Source organism: Pseudonocardia oroxyli, from assembly GCF_900102195.1.
Lineage (GTDB): Bacteria > Actinomycetota > Actinomycetes > Mycobacteriales > Pseudonocardiaceae > Pseudonocardia > Pseudonocardia oroxyli.
Genome location: NZ_FNBE01000002.1, coordinates 329,966 through 349,021, shown reverse-complemented (window position 1 = coordinate 349,021; position 19,056 = coordinate 329,966). Strand labels below are relative to the sequence as shown.

Sequence of the window (19,056 nt, the reverse complement as noted above, 5' to 3'; positions counted from 1 at the left end):
GGTCGTGAGTCGTCACTTGTAGCGGTAGACGATGCGGCCGCGGGAGAGGTCGTACGGAGAGAGCTCCACGACCACCCGGTCCTCAGGGAGGATTCGGATGTAGTGCTGCCGCATCTTCCCGCTGATGTGCGCGAGGACTCGGTGCCCGTTCTCCAGCTCCACGCGGAACATCGCGTTCGGCAGGGGTTCGACGACCCGGCCCTCGACCTCGATCGCCCCGTCCTTCTTGGCCATAGCCTCCGCGTTCCGTGACAGGTTTCCTGTGGGTGGTGCAGGCACGCAGGGCAGCGGGGGCGGGACCAGAGGGCACGAGACACGACCGGAACCGGCGCCACACGGCGCGCCGATGGTCCAGTGTACGTGTGCTTGACGGCACGTGCGCAGAGGGGGTACACGCGCCCGAGACCGAGGGGGATCGGCGGGGGATCCGCGGGGAATCGGCTTGACCTCGACCCCGGTGCAGGTGGTCCAGTATGCCCGTGACGACCGGTACGTCCCGCCTCCCCCGCGCGCTGCGCCCCTTCCGGCACCGCGACTACGCGCTGCTCGCCGCGTCCATGGCGGCGAGCCTGTTCGCCAGCGGGTTGTGGATCGTCGCGCTCGTCTACCAGGTCATCGAGCTCGGCGGCGGGCCCGCGCAGCTGTCGCTGGTGAGCGCGGCCGCGGCCACCGGGCTGCTGCTGTCGGTGCTGCTGGGCGGGGTGGCCGCGGACCGGATCTCCCGACGGCTGCTGCTCCGGCTCGTCGAGACCGTCCGGATCGCGATGGCCGGGCTGGCCGCCGGGCTCGCCCTGACCGGCACGCTGGAGCTGTGGAGCCTCGCCGCCGTCGCGTTCGTGGTCGGCGCGGCCGAGGCCTTCTTCTTCCCCGCCTACTCCGCCGTCCTCCCCACGCTGCTGCCCGCCGACGAGCTGCTGGCGGCCAACGGCCTGGAGGGCATCCTGCGCCCGGTCGCGATGTACGCGGCGGGGCCCGCGCTCGCGGGTGTGCTGGTCGCCGGGTTCGGGCCGGGGTACGCCCTCGGCGGCGCCGCGGCGGGCTACCTCCTCGCCCTGGTCCCGCTGCTGTTCATGCGGGTGCCGCCGGAGACCGAACGGGAGCCGTCGTCGGTCCTGTCCGACCTCGGCGAGGGATTCCGCTACTTCCTGCACACCGGCTGGCTGTTCGCCACGCTGCTGTTCGCCGTGCTCCTCGTGCTGCTGGTGATCGGGCCGATCGAGGTGCTGCTGCCCTTCGCGGTCCGGGACCAGACGGCGTCCGGGCCGGGCGGGTACGCCCTGGTGCTCGCCCTGTTCGGGGCGGGCGGCGCGGTGGGTTCCCTGCTCGCCAGCGTCGGCCGCATGCCGCGCCGCTATCTGACCGTGATGATCCTGCTGTGGGGCGTGGGCGGGGTCCCGCTGGCCCTCGTCGGGTTCGCCGACCAGCTGTGGACGATGGGCGCGATCGTCGCCGTCGTGGGTGCCGCGCACGGCGCCGCGATGGTCATCTGGGGCACGCTGCTCCAGCGTCGGGTGCCGCCGCACCTGCTCGGCCGGGTCTCCAGCCTGGACTTCTTCGTGTCCCTGGCCCTGATGCCGGTGTCGACCGCACTCGCGGGCCCGGTCGGCGAGGCCGTCGGCATCCCGACGACGTTCCTCCTCGCCGGTCTCGTGCCCCTCCCCCTGGCCGTCCTCGCCCTGCTGATCTGGCGCCTGCCGAAGGACGAGCTCGCCCACCCGCTGTGACCTGCGCCGTCGGCACTCGTGCGTGGTAAGTGGTGCTGGAGCACCACTTACCGCTCACAGGCGGCGGGGCCGCTACGCCGGGAGGGTCAGGACGCTGTGGCCGCGCTCGGTGACGGCGACGGTGTGCTCCCAGTGCACCGCACGCGAGCCGGACTCCGTGACGACCGTCCAGCCGTCCTCGAGCTCGCGGGTCTCCGGGTCGCCCGCGGTGAGCATCGGCTCGATCGCCAGCGCCATGCCGGGGACGAGCTTCGGGCCCTTGCCCGGCTCGCCGTGGTTGGGCAGGAACGGGTCCATGTGCATCGAGGTGCCGATGCCGTGACCGCCGTACTCGGCGACGATCCCGTAGTCCGCCCGGTCCGCGATGGCGGCGGCCTTGCAGGCCTCCTGGATCGCGTAGGAGATGTCGGTGAGGCGCCCGCCGGGGCGGACCGCCTCGATGCCCGCCCACATCGCGGCCTCGCAGGCCTTCGACAGGGCCAGGTCGGCCTCGGACACGCTGCCGACGGCGATGGTCACGGCCGAGTCGCCGTGCCACCCGTCGAGGATCGCCCCGCAGTCGACGGAGATCAGGTCCCCCTCGGCGAGCACGTCGCTCGCCGAGGGGATCCCGTGGACGATCCGGTCGTTCACCGACGCGCAGATGCTCGCCGGGAAGCCGTGGTAACCGAGGAAGGACGGGACGGCGCCCGCGTCGCGGATGACCTGCTCGGCCACCGCGTCGAGCTCGGCGGTCGAGACGCCGGGCTTGGCCTGCTCCGAGACCGCCGCCAGCGCGGCCGCGACGACCGCACCGGCCGCGCGCATCGCCTCGATCTCGGTCGGGCTCTTGAGCTCGATGTCGCGCCCCCGCAGTCGTGCCAGCGCGCCCAGCACGCCGCCTCGTCGTCCAGCCAACTCGGTCGGTGCCCCTACTTGTCGAGTGCCGCGGTGACGCGGTCGGTGACCTCGGAGACCTCGCCGACGGCGTCCACCACGACGAGCCGGTCGGCGTAGTACTCCAGCAGCGGCGCGGTCTCGCTCCGGTACACCTGCTGCCGGTTGCGGATGACGTCCTCGGTGTCGTCCGAGCGCCCCCGACCGAGCAGCCGCTGCACGAGCTCCTCGTCCGGGACCTCGAACTGCACGACGGCGTCCAGCTCGACGCCGAGGCCGCCGAGGATCTCCGCCAGGGAGTCCGCCTGCGACACCGTGCGCGGGAACCCGTCGAGGATGAAGCCCTTCGCGGTGTCGGAGTCCGCCAGGCGGTCCTTCACCATGCCGACGGTCACCGAGTCCGGGACCAGGTCGCCCGCGTCCATGTACTTCTTGGCCTCGAGGCCGAGCGGCGTCTCGTCCTTCAGGTTGGCGCGGAAGAGGTCGCCCGTGGAGATGTGGGGGATGTCGAGGGTCTCCGCGAGGCGCGCGGCCTGGGTGCCCTTCCCGGCTCCGGGCGGGCCGACGAGAACGAGTCGCACTGGGTACTCGACCTCCTAGCTTTCTGCTCCTGGGCCACCGACGGTGGCGGCGTACGCGAGTCCCGGAGGCCTGAGGGCCGCGGGCCTGTCGATGATGCAACTTCGACGGCCTGTCGAACAAGGCCCCCTGATCGCACTCTAACGCAGGAAACCCTCGTAGTTCCGCTGCATCAGCTGGCTCTCGATCTGCTTCACGGTGTCCAGCCCGACCCCGACCATGATCAGCACCGCGGTGCCGCCGAAGGGGAAGTTCTGGTTCTGACCCGAGCCCGTGACGCCCAGGAAGAAGTTCGGCAGGACCGCGATGATGCCCAGGTAGAGCGAGCCGGGGAGGGTAATCCGGCTGAGCACGAAGTTCAGGTACTCCGCGGTCGGACGACCGGGCCTGATGCCGGGGATGAAGCCCCCGAACTTCTTCATCTCGTCCGCCCGTTCCTCCGGGTTGAACGTGATGCCCACGTAGAAGTAGGTGAAGAAGATGATGAGCGCGACGTACAGGAGGATGTGCAGCCAGTTGGACTGGTCGACCAGGTAGGTCTGCACGAACTGCTGGAACCAGCCGCCGTCGTTCCCGACGAGCCGGGCCACGAGGTCCGGCAGGTACAGCAGCGAGGATCCGAAGATCACCGGGATGACGCCCGCCTGGTTGACCTTCAGCGGCAGGTACGTCGACGTGCCGCCGTACATCCGCCGCCCGACCATCCGCTTGGCGTACTGGACCGGGATGCGGCGCTGCCCCTGCTCCACGAAGACGACGCTGACGATGATCGCTAGGCCGAACACGCAGACGCCCGCGAAGACGAGCGGGCCCGCGTTGTTCAGGATGTTCATGCCCTCGGCCGGGATGCGGTGCGCGATCGAGGCGAAGATCAGCAACGACATGCCGTTGCCGACGCCCTTCTCCGTGACCTGCTCGCCCAGCCACATGACGATGGCCGTGCCCGCCGTCATCACGATGACGATGACCGCGAGGTTGAAGACCGAGTCGTCCGGGATGATGCCCGGGCAGTTGCCCAGCAACGCACCGGAGTTCGCCAGCGACACGATGCCCGTGGCCTGCAGGATCGCCAGGGCGATCGTGAGGTAGCGGGTGTACTGCGTCAGCTTGTTCTGGCCGGACTGGCCTTCCTTCTTCAGCGCCTCGAACCGCGGGATGACCACGGTGAGCAGCTGGATGATGATCGACGCCGTGATGTACGGCATGATCCCCAGCGCGAGGATGGACAGCTGCAGCAGCGCGCCGCCGGAGAACAGGTTGATCAGCGAGTAGATGCCCGCGTTCTCACTGCCCTCGACCTGCCGGAGACACTCCTGCACGTTCGGGTAGGACACGCCGGGCGACGGGATGTTCGCCCCCAGCCGGTAGACGGCCACGACCCCGAGGGTGAAGAGGATCTTCTTCCGGAGATCCGGGGTCGTGAGGGCCGCCCGGAAAGCGCTGAGCACCTCGGTGATCCTCCTGGTCTGCCCATGAACCTGGGCGGGAACCGACTCTAACAGCGACGACGCCGCCCGTTCGGCGGCCCCTCAGGGGGCCGGACCGTACGGACGGCGTCGCCGGTGGTACTGCCTCAGAGCGCGGTGACGGAGCCGCCCGCGGCCTCGATCTTCTCCTTGGCGGAGCCGGAGAAGGCGTTGGCGGACACGGTCAGCTTGACACCGTCGAGCTCGCCGTTGCCGAGGACCTTGACCGGCTGGCCCTTGCGGACCGCACCGGCCTCGACGAGGGCCTCGGGGGTGACCTCGCCGCCCTTCGGGAAGAGCACGGCCAGGTCGCCGACGTTCACGACCTGGAACTCGGTCCGGAACCGGTTCTTGAAGCCCTTGAGCTTGGGCAGCCGCATGTGCAGCGGCATCTGCCCGCCCTCGAAGGCCGGGGACACGGTCTTGCGGGCCTTGGTGCCCTTGGTACCGCGACCGGCCGTCTTGCCCTTGGAGCCCTCACCACGACCCACGCGGGTCTTGGCGGTCTTGGCCCCGGGGGCCGGACGCAGGTGGTGAACCTTGATCGAGTCGCTCATCAGGACTTCACCTCCTCCACGGTCACCAGGTGACGCACGGTGTTGATCAGCCCGCGGACCTGCTGCGTGTCCGGCCACTCCTGGGACTGGCGGATCTTGCGCAGGCCGAGGGCCTTCAGGGACTCACGCTGGTTGCGCTGCCCGCCGATGGCGGACTTGACCTGCGTGACGATCAGCTTCTTGTCGGCCATCACGCCCTCGCAGCCTGGGCCGCCTCGGCCCGTGCACGCAGCATGGAGGCCGGGGCGACGTCCTCGAGCGGTAGCCCGCGGCGGGCCGCCACCTCCTCCGGACGCTGGATCTGCTTCAGCGCGGCCACCGTGGCGTGCACGATGTTGATCGCGTTGTCCGAGCCCAGCGACTTGGACAGGATGTCGTGGATGCCCGCGCACTCCAGCACCGCGCGGACCGGGCCACCGGCGATGACACCGGTACCGGGGCTGGCCGGGCGCAGCATGACCACGCCCGCCGCCGCCTCGCCCTGGACCCGGTGCACGATCGTGCCGCCGATGCGGGGGACGCGGAAGAAGTTCTTCTTCGCCTCCTCGACACCCTTGGCGATCGCGGCCGGGACCTCCTTGGCCTTGCCGTAGCCCACGCCGACCAGGCCGTCGCCGTCGCCGACGATCATGAGGGCGGTGAAGCTGAAGCGACGACCACCCTTCACGACCTTGGCGACACGGTTGATCGTGACGAGTCGCTCGATGTACGGGGTCTTGTCCTGGGCCGCCCCGCCACGGCCTCCGTCACGGCGGTCCCGACGGTCGTTGCCACCAGAGTTCTGGCCGCCGCCGGGTCCACCGCCCTCGCGCCGCGTACGTCCCGGCATCAGACGGTCCCTTCCATCTCGAACTTGTGCATCAGAACTTCAGGCCTCCCTCGCGGGCGGCGTCGGCGAGGGCCGCGATCCGACCGTGGTAGCCGAAGCCACCGTGGTCGAACACGACCGCCTCGACGCCTGCGGCCTTGGCCCGCTCGGCGATGAGCTCGCCGACCTTCGCGGCCTTGGCCTTCTTGTCGCCCTCGAGGGCGGCGACGTCCGCGTCGAGCGTCGAGGCGTGGGCCAGCGTGTGGCCCGCGACGTCGTCGATCAGCTGGACGTGCAGGTGGCGGGAGCTCCGCTTGACCGCGAGGCGCGGACGGGCGGGGCTGCCGCTGATCTTCTTGCGCAGCCGGGCGTGCCGGCGGGTGACCCCACGCCGACGGGTGGCGGACACCCGCGAACCGGTGCGCTTCTTGGCGTTCGCAGAAATCGTCTCGGCCATCACTTACCCGTCTTCCCGACCTTGCGGCGGACGTTCTCGCCGGCGTACCGCACGCCCTTGCCCTTGTAGGGCTCCGGCTTGCGGATCTTGCGGATGTTCGCCGCGGTCTCGCCGACCAGCTGCTTGTCGATCCCGGAGACCGAGAACTTGGTCGGCGACTCGACGGCGAAGGAGATCCCCTCGGCCGGCTCGACGACGACCGGGTGCGAGAAGCCCAGGGCGAACTCGAGGTTCTGACCCTTGAGCGCCACGCGGTAACCGACGCCGACGATCTCGAGCTTCTTCTCGTAGCCCTTGGTGACGCCCTCGACGAGGTTGTTCACCAGGGTGCGGGACAGGCCGTGGTAGGCCTTGGTCTTGCGCTCGTCGTCAGGCCGCTCGACCTGCACGACGCCGTCCTCGAGCACGACCGTGATCGGCGCGATGACGGTGTGGGACAAGGTGCCCTTCGGGCCCTTGACGGTGACGGTCTGGCCGTCGATCTTCACGTCGACACCGGCCGGAACGGTGATCGGCAGCTTCCCGATGCGGGACATTCGCTACTCCCCTCTCACCAGACGTAGGCGAGGACTTCCCCGCCCACGCCGCTCCGGTACGCCTGCTTGTCGGTCATGAGGCCCTGGCTCGTCGAGATGATCGCGATGCCCAGGCCACCGAGGACGCGCGGCAGGTTGGTCGACTTCGCGTAGACCCGCAGGCCCGGCTTCGAGACCCGGCGGAGCCCGGCGACGCTGCGCTCGCGGTTCCGGCCGTACTTCAGCTCGACAACCAGGGACTTGCCGACCTCGGCGTCCTCGGTGTGGTGGCTCGCGATGTAGCCCTCCTTCTGCAGGATCTCCGCAATGGCGACCTTCAGCTTGGAGTGCGGCATCGTGACCTGGTCGTGATAGGCCGAGTTCGCGTTCCGCAGACGCGTGAGCATGTCTGCGATCGGATCGGTCATCGTCATAGTCGGTGTCTCTTCCCCGCCGTGGTTCCCCGGCTCGGGCCGGGGCCTACGGCGAACGAAACGACAGCTGGTGTGTTTACCAGCTGCTCTTGCGGACGCCCGGCAGCTCGCCGGCGTGGGCCATCTCGCGGACGCACACGCGGCACAGGCCGAACTTGCGCAGGACCGCACGCGGACGCCCGCACTTCTGGCAGCGGGTGTACCCGCGCACCTTGAACTTCGGGGCCTTGGCGGCCTTGATCTTGAGCGCCTTCTTCGCCATCTGCTCAGTTCTCCTTGAAGGGGAAGCCGAGGCGGCGCAGGAGCGCCCGGCCTTCCTCGTCCGTGGTCGCCGTGGTCACGACGGTGATGTCCATGCCACGCGGCCGGTCGATCGAGTCCGGGTCGATCTCGTGGAACATGCTCTGCTCCGTGAGACCGAAGGTGTAGTTGCCACGCCCGTCGAACTGCGTGCCGGACAGGCCACGGAAGTCGCGGATGCGCGGCAGCGCGATGGTCAGCAGCCGGTCCAGGAACTCCCACATCCGGTCGTTGCGGAGGGTGACCTTCGCGCCGATCGGCATGCCTTCACGCAGCTTGAACTGCGCGATGGACTTGGTGGCCCGGCGGACCTGCGGCTTCTGCCCGGTGATGGTGGCCAGGTCCCGCACGGCACCGTCGATCAGCTTCGAGTCACGGGCGGCGTCTCCGACACCCATGTTCACGACGACCTTGACGACGCCCGGGATCTGCATGACGTTGCCATAGGAGAACTGCTCCTGCAGCTCGCCCTTGATCTCGTCGAGGTAGCGCTGCTTGAGGCGCGGGTTGACCTTCTCAGCCGTGGTCATCTCAGATCTCCTTCCCGGACTTGCGGGAGATCCGGACGCGACGGGCCTTGGCCCCGTCCTCGCCCTCGACCAGCTTCTTGCCGACGCGCGTCGGCGTGCCGTCCGAGTCGACGACCATCACGTTCGAGACGTGGATGGGCGCCTCCTGGGTGACGATCCCGCCGGACTGCGCGCCCCGCTGGTTCTGGCTCACCCGCGTGTGCTTCTTGATCCGGTTCACGCCCTCGACGAGGACCCGGTCACGCTCGGGGTAGGCCTGGATGACCTTGCCCTTGGCGCCCTTGTCCTTGCCGGCGATGACGAGAACCGTGTCGCCCTTCTTGACCTTCATCTCACAACACCTCCGGGGCGAGGGAGATGATCTTCATGAACTTCTTGTCGCGAAGCTCGCGACCGACCGGACCGAAGATGCGGGTCCCCCGCGGCTCGCCGTTGTCCTTGATCAGGACGGCGGCGTTCTCGTCGAACCGGATGTAGCTGCCGTCCGGACGACGCTTCTCCTTGACGGTGCGAACGATGACGGCCTTGACGACGTCACCGCGCTTCACACCGGCGGCCGGGATCGCGTCCTTCACGGTGGCGACGATGGTGTCGCCGATGCCCGCGTAGCGCCGCGCCGAACCGCCCAGCACCCGGATGCACAGGATCTCCTTGGCACCGGTGTTGTCGGCGACGCGCAGCCGCGACTCCTGCTGGATCACTTCGCCTTCTCCAGGATCTCGACCAGCCGCCACCGCTTGGTGGCGGACAGCGGCCGGGTCTCCATCAGCCGGACGCGGTCGCCGACGCCGGCCGTGTTGGCCTCGTCGTGCGCCTTGACCTTGCTGGTCCGCCGGATGACCTTGCCGTACAGCGGGTGCTTCACGCGGTCCTCGAGGGTGACCACGATGGTCTTGTCCATCTTGTCGGACACGACCAGGCCCTCACGGACCTTCCGCTCCCCGCGCGTCTTCTCGTCGCTCATGCCGCGCCCTCATCGTCGCTCGGTGCGGCCGACAGACCCAGCTCGCGCTCGCGCATGACCGTGTAGATCCGCGCGATGTCGTGCCGGACGGTACGCAGCCGCCGGTTGTTGTCCAGCTGCCCGGTCGCCATCTGGAATCGGAGGTTGAACAGCTCCTCCTTGGACTCCTTGACCCGCAGCACGAGCTCCTCGTCGGTCAGCTCACGCAGCTCGGCAGCAGTGGTGGCCGCCATCAGATGTCACCACCCTCACGGGTCACGATCCGGCACTTCATGGGCAGCTTGTGGATCGCGCGGCGCAGGGCCTCGCGGGCAAGCTCCTCGTTGGGGTAGCTCATCTCGAAGAGCACCCGGCCGGGCTTGACGTTGGTCACCCACTTCTCGGGCGAGCCCTTACCGGAACCCATGCGGGTCTCGGCGGGCTTCTTGGTCAGCGGGCGGTCCGGGAAGACGTTGATCCAGACCTTGCCACCACGCTTGATGTGCCGGTTGATCGCGATACGCGCCGACTCGATCTGGCGGTTGGTGACGTAGGCCGGCTCGAGCGCCTGGATCCCGAAGTCGCCGAACGTGACCCGGGTGCCACCGGTGGACATCCCCGTCCGGTGCGGACGGTGCTGCTTGCGGTGCTTCACCTTGCGGGGGATCAGCATGGCTCAGTTCTCCCCAGAGGTCTCGGCCGGAGCCGCAGGAGCCTCGGTCGCGGTGGCGGTGCCGCCACCGGACTGCTCGGCCGCTGCGCGCCCGGCGTCCGTGCTGGTCGCCGTGGTGCCCGAGGCACCGGAGCGACGGCGGGCCGGACGCTCGCGGCGCGGGCCACGGCCCGGCGCCTCGGCGGCGGCCGGGGCGCCCTCGCGGCGACCGCCGACGACGTCACCCTTGTAGATCCACACCTTCACGCCGATGCGGCCGAAGGTGGTGCGGGCCTCGAACAGGCCGTAGTCGATGTCCGCGCGCAGCGTGTGCAGCGGGACGCGACCCTCCCGGTAGAACTCCGAACGCGACATCTCCGCGCCGCCGAGACGGCCGGAGCACTGCACCCGGATGCCCTTGACCTGCGGCGAGCGCATGGCCGACTGGATGGCCTTGCGCATCGCGCGCCGGAAGGCGACACGGTTGGACAGCTGCTCCGCGACACCCTGCGCCACGAGCTGCGCGGTCGACTCCGAGTTCTTGACCTCGAGGATGTTCAGCTGCACCTGCTTCTTGGTGAGCTTCTCGAGGCTGCTGCGGATCCGGTCGGCCTCGGCGCCGCGGCGCCCGATCACGATGCCCGGGCGCGCAGTGTGGATGTCCACCCGCACGCGGTCCCGGGTGCGCTCGATCTCGACCTTGGCGATGCCGGCCCGCTCCATGCCCTTGGAGAGCATGCGGCGGATCTCGACGTCTTCCTTCACGTACTCCGCGTACTGCTTGTCCGCGTACCAGCGCGAGCTCCAGTCCGTGGTGATACCCAGGCGGAAGCCGTGCGGATTGATCTTCTGACCCATCAGCGGGCCCTCCCCTTCGCAGCACCACGACGGGCGGTCTTCGCCGGGGCGGACTCGACCTCGATCGTGATGTGGCTCGTCCGCTTGCGGATGCGGTACGCACGCCCCTGGGCGCGCGGCCGGATCCGCTTCAGCGTCGGGCCCTCGTCGACCATGGCGACGGCGACCACGAGGGTCTCCGGGTCCATGTCGAAGTTGTTCTCGGCGTTCGCCGCGGCGGACGCCACGACCTTCGCCACGGGCTCCGCCGCGGCCTGCGGCGAGTACCGCAGGATCGCGAGGGCCTCGTTCACCGGCAGGCCGCGGACCAGGTCCACGACACGACGGCACTTGGTCGGCGACATGCGCACGAACCGCGCCTTGGCCAGCGCTCGAGCGGGCTCGAGCGCGGCGTCGGCGGTGCTGCTGGCTGTGTCGGCCATGCTGTTCTCCACCTCTCCTTACGCTGCTACTCGGTCCGCTTAGCGCCGACGCGCTTTGCGGTCGTCCTTGATGTGGCCACGGAACGTGCGGGTGGGAGCGAACTCCCCCAGCTTGTGGCCGACCATCGAGTCGGACACGAACACCGGGACGTGCTTGCGCCCGTCGTGCACGGCGATCGTGTGGCCGATCATGTCCGGGATGATGGTGGACCGTCGGCTCCAGGTGCGGATGACGGTCTTCTTGCCGGACTCGTTGAGGGCGTCCACCTTCTTGAGCAGGTGGTCGTCGACGAACGGGCCCTTCTTCAGGCTGCGCGGCATGTCTTACCTCCTGCTCTAGCGCTTCTTGCCGGTACGACGCCGGCGGACGATCAACTTGTCGGACGGCTTGGTGCGGCGGGTGCGGCCCTCGGGCTTGCCCGCGGGGTTGACCGGGTGGCGACCACCGGAGGTCTTGCCCTCACCACCACCGTGCGGGTGGTCGACCGGGTTCATGGCGACACCACGGACGGTCGGGCGCTTGCCCTTCCACCGCATGCGGCCCGCCTTGCCCCAGTTGATGTTGGAGTGCTCGGCGTTGCCCACCTCGCCGACGGTGGCGCGGCAGCGCACGTCGACGTTGCGGATCTCGCCGGACGGCATGCGCAGCTGCGCGTAGGGGCCGTCCTTCGCCACCAGCTGCACGCTCGAGCCGGCCGACCGCGCGATCTTGGCGCCGCCACCGGGGCGGAGCTCGATCGCGTGGATCACGGTGCCGGTCGGGATGTTGCGCAGCGGCAGGTTGTTGCCGACCTTGATGTCGGCGCGGGGGCCGGACTCGACCTTGTCCCCCTGCTTCAGGCGGGCGGGCGCGATGATGTAGCGCTTCTCGCCGTCCGCGAAGTGCAGGAGCGCGATCCGAGACGTCCGGTTGGGGTCGTACTCGATGTGCGCGACGGTGGCCGGGATGCCGTCCTTGTCGTTCCGCCGGAAGTCGATCAGGCGGTAGGCACGCTTGTGGCCGCCGCCCTGGTGGCGGGTGGTGACCTTGCCGTGCGCGTTGCGACCGCCCTTGTTGTGCAGCGGACGGATCAGCGACTTCTCCGGGGTGTCGCGGGTGATCTCCGCGAAATCGGAGACGCTGGAACCGCGGCGGCCGGGAGTCGTCGGCTTGTACTTACGGATACCCATGAGTCAGCTCAATCCCTCAGCTCGCCCGGGCACCGAAGACGTCGATGTCCTTGCTCTCCTCGGAGAGCGTGACGATCGCGCGCTTGGTGTCCTTGCGCTTGCCGTAGCCGGTCTTGGCGCGCTTGCGCTTCCCGGGGCGGTTCAGCGTGTTCACGCTGACGACCTTCACCCCGAAGACCTTCTCCACAGCGATCTTGATCTGGGTCTTGTTCGCGTCCGGGTGGACCAGGAAGGTGTACTGCTTGCCGTCCAGCAGGCTGTAGCTCTTCTCGGACACCACCGGCGCGAGCAGGATGTCGCGCGGGTCGGGGATCACTTGCCCGCCTCCTTCTCCGCGCGCTCGGCACGCTTCGTCTTGACCGCGATCGGGCCGGCCAGGAACGCGTCGAGCGAGGCCTGCGTGAACAGCACGACGTCGTTGACCAGCACGTCGTAGGTGTTCAGCTGGTCCGGCGCGATCAGGTGCACCTCGGGGAGGTTGCGCAGGCTCAGCAGGTTCACCGAGTCGTCCCGGTCGACGACCGCGAGGACCTTGGTCTCGGCGCCCGCGACGGCCGCGAGGGCCTGGCGCGCCGACTTCGTCGACGGGGTGTCCCCCTCGACCAGCCCGGAGACGACGTGGACCAGCCCGGCGCGGGCGCGGTCCGACAGGGCGCCACGCAGGGCGGCGGCCTTCATCTTCTTCGGGGTCTTCTGGGCGTAGTCGCGCGGCGTCGGGCCGTGGACGGTGCCACCGCCCGCGAACTGCGGCGCGCGGGTCGAGCCCTGGCGGGCCCGGCCGGTGCCCTTCTGGCGGTACGGCTTCTTGCCGCCGCCGCGGACCTCGCCCCGGGTCTTGGTGTCGTGCGTGCCCTGGCGGGCGGCCGCCTGCTGGGCGACGACGACCTGGTGCATCAGCGGGACGTTCGCGGTCACGTCGAAGACGTGCTCCGGGAGCTCGGCCGAACCGGTCTTCTCGCCCTTGGCGTCGACCACGTTGACGGTGGCCATTACTTCGCACCACCCTTCGCAGCGCTCTTCACCACGACGAGGCCGCCCTTGGGGCCGGGAACGGCACCCTTCAGCAGCAGCAGGCCGCGCTCGGCGTCGACGCGGTGGATCTTCAGGTTCTGCGTGGTCTGCCGCGCGACACCCATGCGACCCGCCATCCGCACGCCCTTGAAGACGCGACCGGGGGTGGCACACCCGCCGATCGAGCCGGGCGAGCGGTGCTTGCGCTGGGTACCGTGCGACGCGCCCAGGCCCTTGAAGCCGTGGCGCTTCATGACACCCGCGGTGCCCTTGCCCTTGGTGGTGCCGACGACGTCGACGATCGCGCCGGGCTCGAAGGCCTCGGCGGTGATCTCCTGGCCGAGCTCGTAGCTCGCCGCGTCGGTCGTGCGCAGCTCCACCGTGTACCGGCGCGGCGTGACGCCCGCCTTGGCGAAGTGGCCCGTCTCGGGCTTGTTCACCTTGCGGGGGTCGATCGCACCGAAGGCGAGCTGGACCGCGACGTACCCGTCCGTCTCCTGCGAGCGGATCTGGGTCACGACGTTCGGCCCGGCCTGAACCACGGTGACCGGAACAACGCGGTTGTTCTCGTCGAATACCTGGGTCATCCCGAGCTTGCGCCCCAGGATCCCGGTGATCTGCCTGTCGCTCATCGGTGCCCTACTGGATGTTGACGTCGACACTGGCCGGCAGGTCGATGCGCATGAGCGCGTCGACCGTCTTCGGCGTCGGGTCGAGGATGTCGATCAGCCGCTTGTGCGTGCGCATCTCGAAGTGCTCGCGCGAGTCCTTGTACTTGTGCGGCGAGCGGATGACGCAGTACACGTTCTTCTCGGTGGGCAGAGGCACAGGGCCGACCACACGAGCACCGGTACGCGTCACCGTCTCCACGATCTTGCGAGCAGACGCGTCGATTGCCTCGTGGTCGTAGGCCTTGAGCCTGATGCGGATCTTCTGTCCCGCCATGGTCGTGGGTCGTCCTCTTCTTCCTGCCGCCGTTGCGGTGTCTCCGGGTGTCCACCCGTCTGGGGAGCCCCGACCAGCTCGCTCGCACCACAAGTGATCGACGCACGGTTCTGCCGTGGCATCCGATGCGGATCTGGTGCGTCCGCGCTCTGTTCACGTCTCACCCAGTGGGCTCCGGTCCACGAGGTCGGGCGTGTCGCCCTACGCTTCGCATACCGGTCCCCGGGACTCCGCTCACCCCCCAGGGGGATCACTTCACTCCGGGGTCGGCACGGCGGGTATGTCACGGAGTATCGGAGGCCGACTTCCGCGTGCGCACCCGTCGCGCGCAACCCGTCAAGGATGCCACACCGAAAAATGTGGCCCTCAACCGGGGTGCGGCCCGTGCCCCACCAGGGGACACGGGCCGCAGAAGGGTCTTACTTGACGATCTTGGTGACCTGGCCGGCGCCCACGGTCCGCCCACCCTCACGGATGGCGAGCTGGAGGCCCTCCTCCATGGCGATGGGCTGGATCAGCTGGACGCTGATCTCCGTGTTGTCGCCCGGCATGACCATCTCGGTGCCCTGCGGGAGGGTCACCACGCCGGTCACGTCCGTCGTCCGGAAGTAGAACTGCGGACGGTAGTTGTTGAAGAACGGCGTGTGACGGCCACCCTCGTCCTTGCCCAGGATGTAGACCTGGGCCTCGAACTCGGTGTGCGGGGTGATCGAGTTCGGCTTCACGACGACCTGGCCGCGCTCGACGTCCTCGCGCTTGATGCCGCGGAGCAGCAGGCCGACGTTCTCACCCGCGCGACCCTCGTCGAGGATCTTGCGGAACATCTCGACACCGGTGACGGTGGTCGTGGTGGCCTTCTCGCGGATGCCGACGATCTCGACGGTCTCGTTGACCTTCACGATGCCGCGCTCGATACGGCCGGTGACGACCGTGCCGCGCCCGGTGATGGTGAAGACGTCCTCGACCGGCATGAGGAACGGCTTGTCGGTGTCGCGCTCCGGCTCCGGGATCGACTCGTCCACGGCGTCCATGAGCTCGAGCAGCTTGCCGCCCCACTCCGCGTCGCCCTCGAGCGCCTTGAGCGCCGAGACGCGGACGATCGGGAGGTCGTCGCCCGGGTAGTCCTGCGACGAGAGGAGCTCGCGGACCTCGAGCTCGACGAGCTCCATGATCTCCTCGTCGTCCACCATGTCGGCCTTGTTCAGGGCCACCACGATGTACGGCACGCCGACCTGGCGGGCGAGCAGCACGTGCTCACGCGTCTGCGGCATGGGGCCGTCGGTCGCCGCGACCACCAGGATGGCGCCGTCCATCTGCGCCGCACCGGTGATCATGTTCTTGATGTAGTCGGCGTGACCGGGGCAGTCGACGTGCGCGTAGTGCCGCTTCTCGGTCTGGTACTCGACGTGCGCGATCGAGATCGTGATGCCGCGCTGACGCTCCTCGGGAGCCTTGTCGATCATGTCGAACGCCGAGGCCTCGTTGAGGTCCGGGTACTTGTCGTGCAGGACCTTGGTGATGGCCGCCGTCAGCGTGGTCTTGCCGTGGTCGATGTGACCGATCGTGCCGATGTTGACGTGCGGCTTGGTCCGCTCGAACTTCGCCTTCGCCACTGTGCTGTCCTCCTGGACTTGGTATTCGTACTCCGCCGTGCTGACGGCAGGTCTTGGATTGAGAAGGTGGGGGCCGGGAATTGGCGGAGACCCTACCGATCCCCGGCCCACACCTCGCGAGCGGTCCGGACTACTCGCCGGTCGCCTTCGCGATGATCTCCTTGGCCACGCTCGAGGGGACCTCGGCGTAGCTGTCGAACACCATCGTGTAGTTCGCCCGGCCCTGGGTCCGCGACCGGAGGTCACCGACGTAGCCGAACATCTCCGACAGCGGGACCAGCGCCTTGACGACGCGGGCGCCCGCACGCTCCTCCATGGCCTGGATCTGGCCGCGGCGGGAGTTGAGGTCGCCGATGACGTCGCCCATGTAGTCCTCGGGCGTCGTGACCTCGACGGCCATCATCGGCTCGAGGATCGCCGGGGAGGCCAGCCTCGCGGCCTCCTTCAGCGCCATCGAGCCGGCGACCTTGAACGCCATCTCGGACGAGTCGACCTCGTGGTACGCACCGTCGACGAGGGTCAGCTTGATCCCGACGAGCGGGTAGCCCGCGAGGATGCCGTACTGCATGGCGTCCTGCGCGCCGGCGTCCACCGACGGGATGTACTCCCGCGGGATGCGGCCACCGGTGACCTTGTTGTCGAACTCGTAGAGCGCACCGTCGGTCGTGTCGAGCGGCTCCAGGTTGATCAGGACCTTCGCGAACTGCCCCGACCCACCGGTCTGCTTCTTGTGCGTGTAGCTGTACTTCTCGACGGCCTTGCGGATCGTCTCGCGGTACGCCACCTGCGGCTTGCCGATGTTGGCTTCGACCTTGTAGTCGCTCTTCATCCGGTTGACGAGCACCTCGAGGTGGAGCTCGCCCATGCCGGCGATGATCGTCTGTCCGGTCTCGTCGTCCAGGGAGACCTGGAACGTCGGGTCCTCTTCGGCGAGCTTCTGGATCGCGATGCCCAGCTTCTCCTGGTCCGCCTTCGTCTTGGGCTCGACGGCGACCTGGATGACCGGGTCCGGGAAGGTCATCGACTCGAGGACGATGGGCGCCTGCGGGTCGCAGAGCGTGTCGCCCGTGGTCGTGTCCTTCAGCCCGATGACCGCGTAGATGTGGCCCGCGAGGGCCTCGTCCACCGGGTTCTCCTTGTTGGCGTGCATCTGGAAGAGCTTCCCGATGCGCTCCTTGCGGTCCTTGGTCGAGTTGACGACCTGGGAGCCCGCGGCGACCCGGCCCGAGTACACCCGGACGTAGGTCAGCTTGCCGAAGAACGGGTGCGCGGCGATCTTGAAGGCCAGGCCCGCGAAGGGCTCGTCCTTGCTGGGCTTGCGGCTGGCCGGGGTCTCCCCGTCGGTCAGCGTGCCCTCGACCGGCGGCACGTCGTACGGCGAGGGCAGGTAGTCGATGACCGCGTCGAGCATGGGCTGGACGCCCTTGTTCTTGAACGCGGAGCCACAGAGCACCGGGTACGCCGAGCGGTCCTTCACGATCCGGCGGATGCCCGCCTGGATCTGCTCGACGGTCAGCTCCTCGCCACCGAGGTAGAGCTCCATGAGCTCGTCGTCGGTCTCGGCCACGGCCTCGACGAGGGCGGTGTGGTACTCCTCCGCGCGCTCCTTGAGGTCCGCCGGGATCTCCTCGACGGTGTAGTCCTCGCCCTTCTGCACGTCCCCACGCCAGGTGAGGGCACGCATGCGGACCAGGTCCACGACGCCGATGAAGTCGTTCTCCGAGCCGATGGGCAGCTGGATCGGCAGCGGCGTGGCGCCGAGCCGGTCCTTGATGGTGCCGACGGTGAAGTAGAAGTCCGCGCCGAGCTTGTCCATCTTGTTGACGAAGCAGATGCGCGGGACGTCGTACTTGGTGGCCTGCCGCCAGACCTGCTCGGACTGCGGCTCGACCCCCTCCTTGCCGTCGAAGACCGCGACGGCGCCGTCGAGCACGCGCAGCGACCGCTCCACCTCGACGGTGAAGTCGACGTGGCCGGGCGTGTCGATGATGTTGATCTGGTGGTCTTTCCAGAAGCAGGTCGTCGCGGCGGACGTGATCGTGATGCCGCGCTTCTGCTCCTCCTCCATCCAGTCCATCGTGGCCGCGCCGTCGTGGACCTCACCGATCTTGTAGTTGATCCCCGTGTAGTACAGGATCCGCTCGGTGGTGGTGGTCTTACCGGCGTCGATGTGGGCCATGATGCCGATGTTGCGGACCTTGGTGAGGTCCGTCAGCACATCCTGTGCTGCCACTTCTCAGCTCTCCCTAGACCAGGTTGGCGCGGACGGTCGGCCCGTCACCAGCGGTAGTGGGCGAAGGCCTTGTTGGACTCCGCCATCTTGTGCATGTCCTCGCGACGCTTGACGCTGGCGCCGAGACCGTTGCTCGCGTCGAGCAGCTCGTTCATCAGGCGCTCGACCATCGTCTTCTCGCGGCGCTGGCCCGCGTAGCTGACCAGCCACCGCAGACCGAGCGTGGTCTGCCGGACGGCACGCACCTCGACGGGCACCTGGTAGGTCGCGCCACCGACACGGCGGCTGCGGACCTCGAGGGCCGGCTTGACGTTGTCCAACGCGCGCTTGAGCGTGACGACCGGGTCGGTGCCGGTCTTGTCCCGGGTGCCCTCGAGCGCGGCGTAGACGATCCGCTCGGCGAGCGAACGCTTGCCGTCCTTGAGCACCTTGTTGATGAGCTGGGTCACCAGCGGCGAGCTGTAGACCGGGTCCGAGACGAGCGGACGCTTGGGAGCGGGGCCCTTGCGAGGCATCAGCTCTTCTCCTTCTTCGCGCCGTACCGGCTACGGGACTGCTTGCGGTTCTTGACACCCTGGGTGTCGAGCGAACCGCGGATGACCTTGTAGCGGACACCCGGGAGGTCCTTCACACGGCCGCCACGCACGAGCACGATCGAGTGCTCCTGCAGGTTGTGGCCCTCACCCGGGATGTACGCGGTGACCTCGATGCCGGAGCTCAGCTTGACGCGAGCGACCTTCCGCAGCGCGGAGTTCGGCTTCTTCGGGGTGGTGGTGTAGACGCGGGTGCAGACCCCGCGGCGCTGGGGCGAACCCTTGAGCGCGGCGGTCTTGGTCTTGCTGACCTTGTCCTCGCGGCCCTTGCGGACCAACTGCTGGATCGTGGGCATGAACCCTCTGTTCTCTTTCCCTGCTCGTGATGCTCAGGTGTCTCACCCGGGCGGAGGCCCGGCTGGGCGGATCG

Annotated in this window: 30 protein-coding genes; 1 reads left to right on the top strand and 29 read right to left on the bottom strand. The window is 68.7% G+C overall.

Annotation, left to right across the window (positions count from 1 at the left end):
- Positions 1-12: 12 nt before the first annotated feature.
- Positions 13-234: a translation initiation factor IF-1 gene (infA, locus tag BLS43_RS04395; RefSeq protein ID WP_010228514.1), complete on the bottom strand. Its 222-nt coding sequence runs from the start codon at positions 232-234 to the stop codon at positions 13-15.
- A gap of 239 nt (positions 235-473) precedes the next feature.
- On the opposite strand from infA, the gene BLS43_RS04390 reads away from it, so the two are divergent.
- Positions 474-1,724, top strand: coding sequence for an MFS transporter (locus BLS43_RS04390; RefSeq protein WP_093077029.1), 1,251 nt, complete (start codon positions 474-476; stop codon positions 1,722-1,724).
- A gap of 72 nt (positions 1,725-1,796) precedes the next feature.
- Here the strand turns inward: BLS43_RS04390 and map are convergent, their stop codons facing one another.
- From map to rpsL, 28 genes are all read right to left on the bottom strand, one after another.
- Positions 1,797-2,597 (bottom strand): type I methionyl aminopeptidase, encoded by an 801-nt coding sequence (gene map, locus BLS43_RS04385; RefSeq protein ID WP_093077472.1) that lies wholly within the window; start codon positions 2,595-2,597, stop codon positions 1,797-1,799.
- Positions 2,598-2,635: 38 nt separating this feature from the next.
- Positions 2,636-3,181 (bottom strand): adenylate kinase, encoded by a 546-nt coding sequence (locus BLS43_RS04380; protein ID WP_093077026.1) that lies wholly within the window; start codon positions 3,179-3,181, stop codon positions 2,636-2,638.
- Positions 3,182-3,319: 138 nt separating this feature from the next.
- Positions 3,320-4,627, bottom strand: a complete 1,308-nt coding sequence (secY, locus tag BLS43_RS04375) for a preprotein translocase subunit SecY (protein ID WP_093077023.1) — start codon at positions 4,625-4,627, stop codon at positions 3,320-3,322.
- 125 nt (positions 4,628-4,752) lie between these two features.
- Entirely contained in the window at positions 4,753-5,202 is a 450-nt protein-coding gene (gene rplO / locus BLS43_RS04370; protein ID WP_093077020.1) for a 50S ribosomal protein L15, read from the bottom strand.
- Positions 5,202-5,393, bottom strand: coding sequence for a 50S ribosomal protein L30 (gene rpmD / locus BLS43_RS04365; protein ID WP_093077017.1), 192 nt, complete (start codon positions 5,391-5,393; stop codon positions 5,202-5,204). Before rpmD ends, rplO begins: the two co-directional genes overlap by 1 nt.
- A complete protein-coding gene (gene rpsE / locus BLS43_RS04360; RefSeq protein ID WP_093077015.1) occupies positions 5,393-6,031 on the bottom strand; it encodes a 30S ribosomal protein S5 in 639 nt (212 codons plus the stop codon). Before rpsE ends, rpmD begins: the two co-directional genes overlap by 1 nt.
- Positions 6,032-6,062: 31 nt before the next feature.
- Positions 6,063-6,467 carry a 50S ribosomal protein L18 gene (rplR, locus tag BLS43_RS04355; RefSeq protein ID WP_093077012.1) on the bottom strand — a complete coding sequence of 135 codons (405 nt, stop codon included), beginning with the start codon at positions 6,465-6,467 and terminating at the stop codon, positions 6,063-6,065.
- Positions 6,467-7,003 (bottom strand): 50S ribosomal protein L6, encoded by a 537-nt coding sequence (gene rplF, locus BLS43_RS04350; protein WP_093077010.1) that lies wholly within the window; start codon positions 7,001-7,003, stop codon positions 6,467-6,469. The genes rplR and rplF overlap by 1 nt, the downstream gene beginning before the upstream one ends.
- Positions 7,004-7,017: 14 nt before the next feature.
- Positions 7,018-7,416 (bottom strand): 30S ribosomal protein S8, encoded by a 399-nt coding sequence (gene rpsH / locus BLS43_RS04345; RefSeq protein WP_093077008.1) that lies wholly within the window; start codon positions 7,414-7,416, stop codon positions 7,018-7,020.
- A 76-nt stretch (positions 7,417-7,492) separates the two neighbouring features.
- Positions 7,493-7,678, bottom strand: a complete 186-nt coding sequence (locus tag BLS43_RS04340; protein ID WP_093077005.1) for a type Z 30S ribosomal protein S14 — start codon at positions 7,676-7,678, stop codon at positions 7,493-7,495.
- 4 nt (positions 7,679-7,682) lie between these two features.
- Positions 7,683-8,246: a 50S ribosomal protein L5 gene (rplE, locus tag BLS43_RS04335; RefSeq protein WP_093077003.1), complete on the bottom strand. Its 564-nt coding sequence runs from the start codon at positions 8,244-8,246 to the stop codon at positions 7,683-7,685.
- A 1-nt stretch (position 8,247) separates the two neighbouring features.
- Complete coding sequence (gene rplX, locus BLS43_RS04330) at positions 8,248-8,577, bottom strand: 50S ribosomal protein L24 (RefSeq protein WP_093077000.1); 330 nt, start codon at positions 8,575-8,577, stop codon at positions 8,248-8,250.
- A gap of 1 nt (position 8,578) precedes the next feature.
- Positions 8,579-8,947, bottom strand: a complete 369-nt coding sequence (rplN, locus tag BLS43_RS04325) for a 50S ribosomal protein L14 (RefSeq protein WP_093076997.1) — start codon at positions 8,945-8,947, stop codon at positions 8,579-8,581.
- The gene (gene rpsQ, locus BLS43_RS04320; protein ID WP_093076994.1) at positions 8,944-9,210 is read right to left on the bottom strand and encodes a 30S ribosomal protein S17; all 267 of its coding nucleotides are present in this window, start codon (positions 9,208-9,210) and stop codon (positions 8,944-8,946) included. Before rpsQ ends, rplN begins: the two co-directional genes overlap by 4 nt.
- Positions 9,207-9,443 (bottom strand): 50S ribosomal protein L29, encoded by a 237-nt coding sequence (gene rpmC, locus BLS43_RS04315; protein ID WP_093076991.1) that lies wholly within the window; start codon positions 9,441-9,443, stop codon positions 9,207-9,209. The genes rpsQ and rpmC overlap by 4 nt, the downstream gene beginning before the upstream one ends.
- A complete protein-coding gene (rplP, locus tag BLS43_RS04310) occupies positions 9,443-9,862 on the bottom strand; it encodes a 50S ribosomal protein L16 (RefSeq protein ID WP_093076989.1) in 420 nt (139 codons plus the stop codon). Before rplP ends, rpmC begins: the two co-directional genes overlap by 1 nt.
- A gap of 3 nt (positions 9,863-9,865) precedes the next feature.
- Positions 9,866-10,699 carry a 30S ribosomal protein S3 gene (rpsC, locus tag BLS43_RS04305; protein ID WP_093076986.1) on the bottom strand — a complete coding sequence of 278 codons (834 nt, stop codon included), beginning with the start codon at positions 10,697-10,699 and terminating at the stop codon, positions 9,866-9,868.
- On the bottom strand, positions 10,699-11,121 hold the full coding sequence (gene rplV / locus BLS43_RS04300; protein ID WP_093077470.1) for a 50S ribosomal protein L22: 423 nt from the start codon (positions 11,119-11,121) through the stop codon (positions 10,699-10,701). Before rplV ends, rpsC begins: the two co-directional genes overlap by 1 nt.
- Positions 11,122-11,160: 39 nt before the next feature.
- Entirely contained in the window at positions 11,161-11,442 is a 282-nt protein-coding gene (rpsS, locus tag BLS43_RS04295) for a 30S ribosomal protein S19 (protein WP_020622935.1), read from the bottom strand.
- Between the two features lie 15 nt (positions 11,443-11,457).
- A complete protein-coding gene (gene rplB / locus BLS43_RS04290; protein ID WP_093076984.1) occupies positions 11,458-12,291 on the bottom strand; it encodes a 50S ribosomal protein L2 in 834 nt (277 codons plus the stop codon).
- A gap of 16 nt (positions 12,292-12,307) precedes the next feature.
- Positions 12,308-12,607, bottom strand: coding sequence for a 50S ribosomal protein L23 (gene rplW / locus BLS43_RS04285; protein ID WP_093076981.1), 300 nt, complete (start codon positions 12,605-12,607; stop codon positions 12,308-12,310).
- Positions 12,604-13,281, bottom strand: coding sequence for a 50S ribosomal protein L4 (rplD, locus tag BLS43_RS04280; RefSeq protein WP_093076976.1), 678 nt, complete (start codon positions 13,279-13,281; stop codon positions 12,604-12,606). The genes rplW and rplD overlap by 4 nt, the downstream gene beginning before the upstream one ends.
- Positions 13,281-13,934: a 50S ribosomal protein L3 gene (gene rplC, locus BLS43_RS04275; protein WP_093076973.1), complete on the bottom strand. Its 654-nt coding sequence runs from the start codon at positions 13,932-13,934 to the stop codon at positions 13,281-13,283. Before rplC ends, rplD begins: the two co-directional genes overlap by 1 nt.
- 7 nt (positions 13,935-13,941) lie before the next feature.
- Positions 13,942-14,247 (bottom strand): 30S ribosomal protein S10, encoded by a 306-nt coding sequence (gene rpsJ, locus BLS43_RS04270; protein ID WP_003938093.1) that lies wholly within the window; start codon positions 14,245-14,247, stop codon positions 13,942-13,944.
- Between the two features lie 419 nt (positions 14,248-14,666).
- A complete protein-coding gene (tuf, locus tag BLS43_RS04265) occupies positions 14,667-15,860 on the bottom strand; it encodes an elongation factor Tu (protein WP_093076970.1) in 1,194 nt (397 codons plus the stop codon).
- Positions 15,861-15,990: 130 nt separating this feature from the next.
- Positions 15,991-18,093: an elongation factor G gene (gene fusA / locus BLS43_RS04260; RefSeq protein ID WP_093076967.1), complete on the bottom strand. Its 2,103-nt coding sequence runs from the start codon at positions 18,091-18,093 to the stop codon at positions 15,991-15,993.
- A 44-nt stretch (positions 18,094-18,137) separates the two neighbouring features.
- Positions 18,138-18,608, bottom strand: a complete 471-nt coding sequence (rpsG, locus tag BLS43_RS04255) for a 30S ribosomal protein S7 (protein ID WP_093076965.1) — start codon at positions 18,606-18,608, stop codon at positions 18,138-18,140.
- On the bottom strand, positions 18,608-18,982 hold the full coding sequence (gene rpsL, locus BLS43_RS04250; protein ID WP_093076962.1) for a 30S ribosomal protein S12: 375 nt from the start codon (positions 18,980-18,982) through the stop codon (positions 18,608-18,610). The genes rpsG and rpsL overlap by 1 nt, the downstream gene beginning before the upstream one ends.
- Positions 18,983-19,056: the final 74 nt, after the last annotated feature.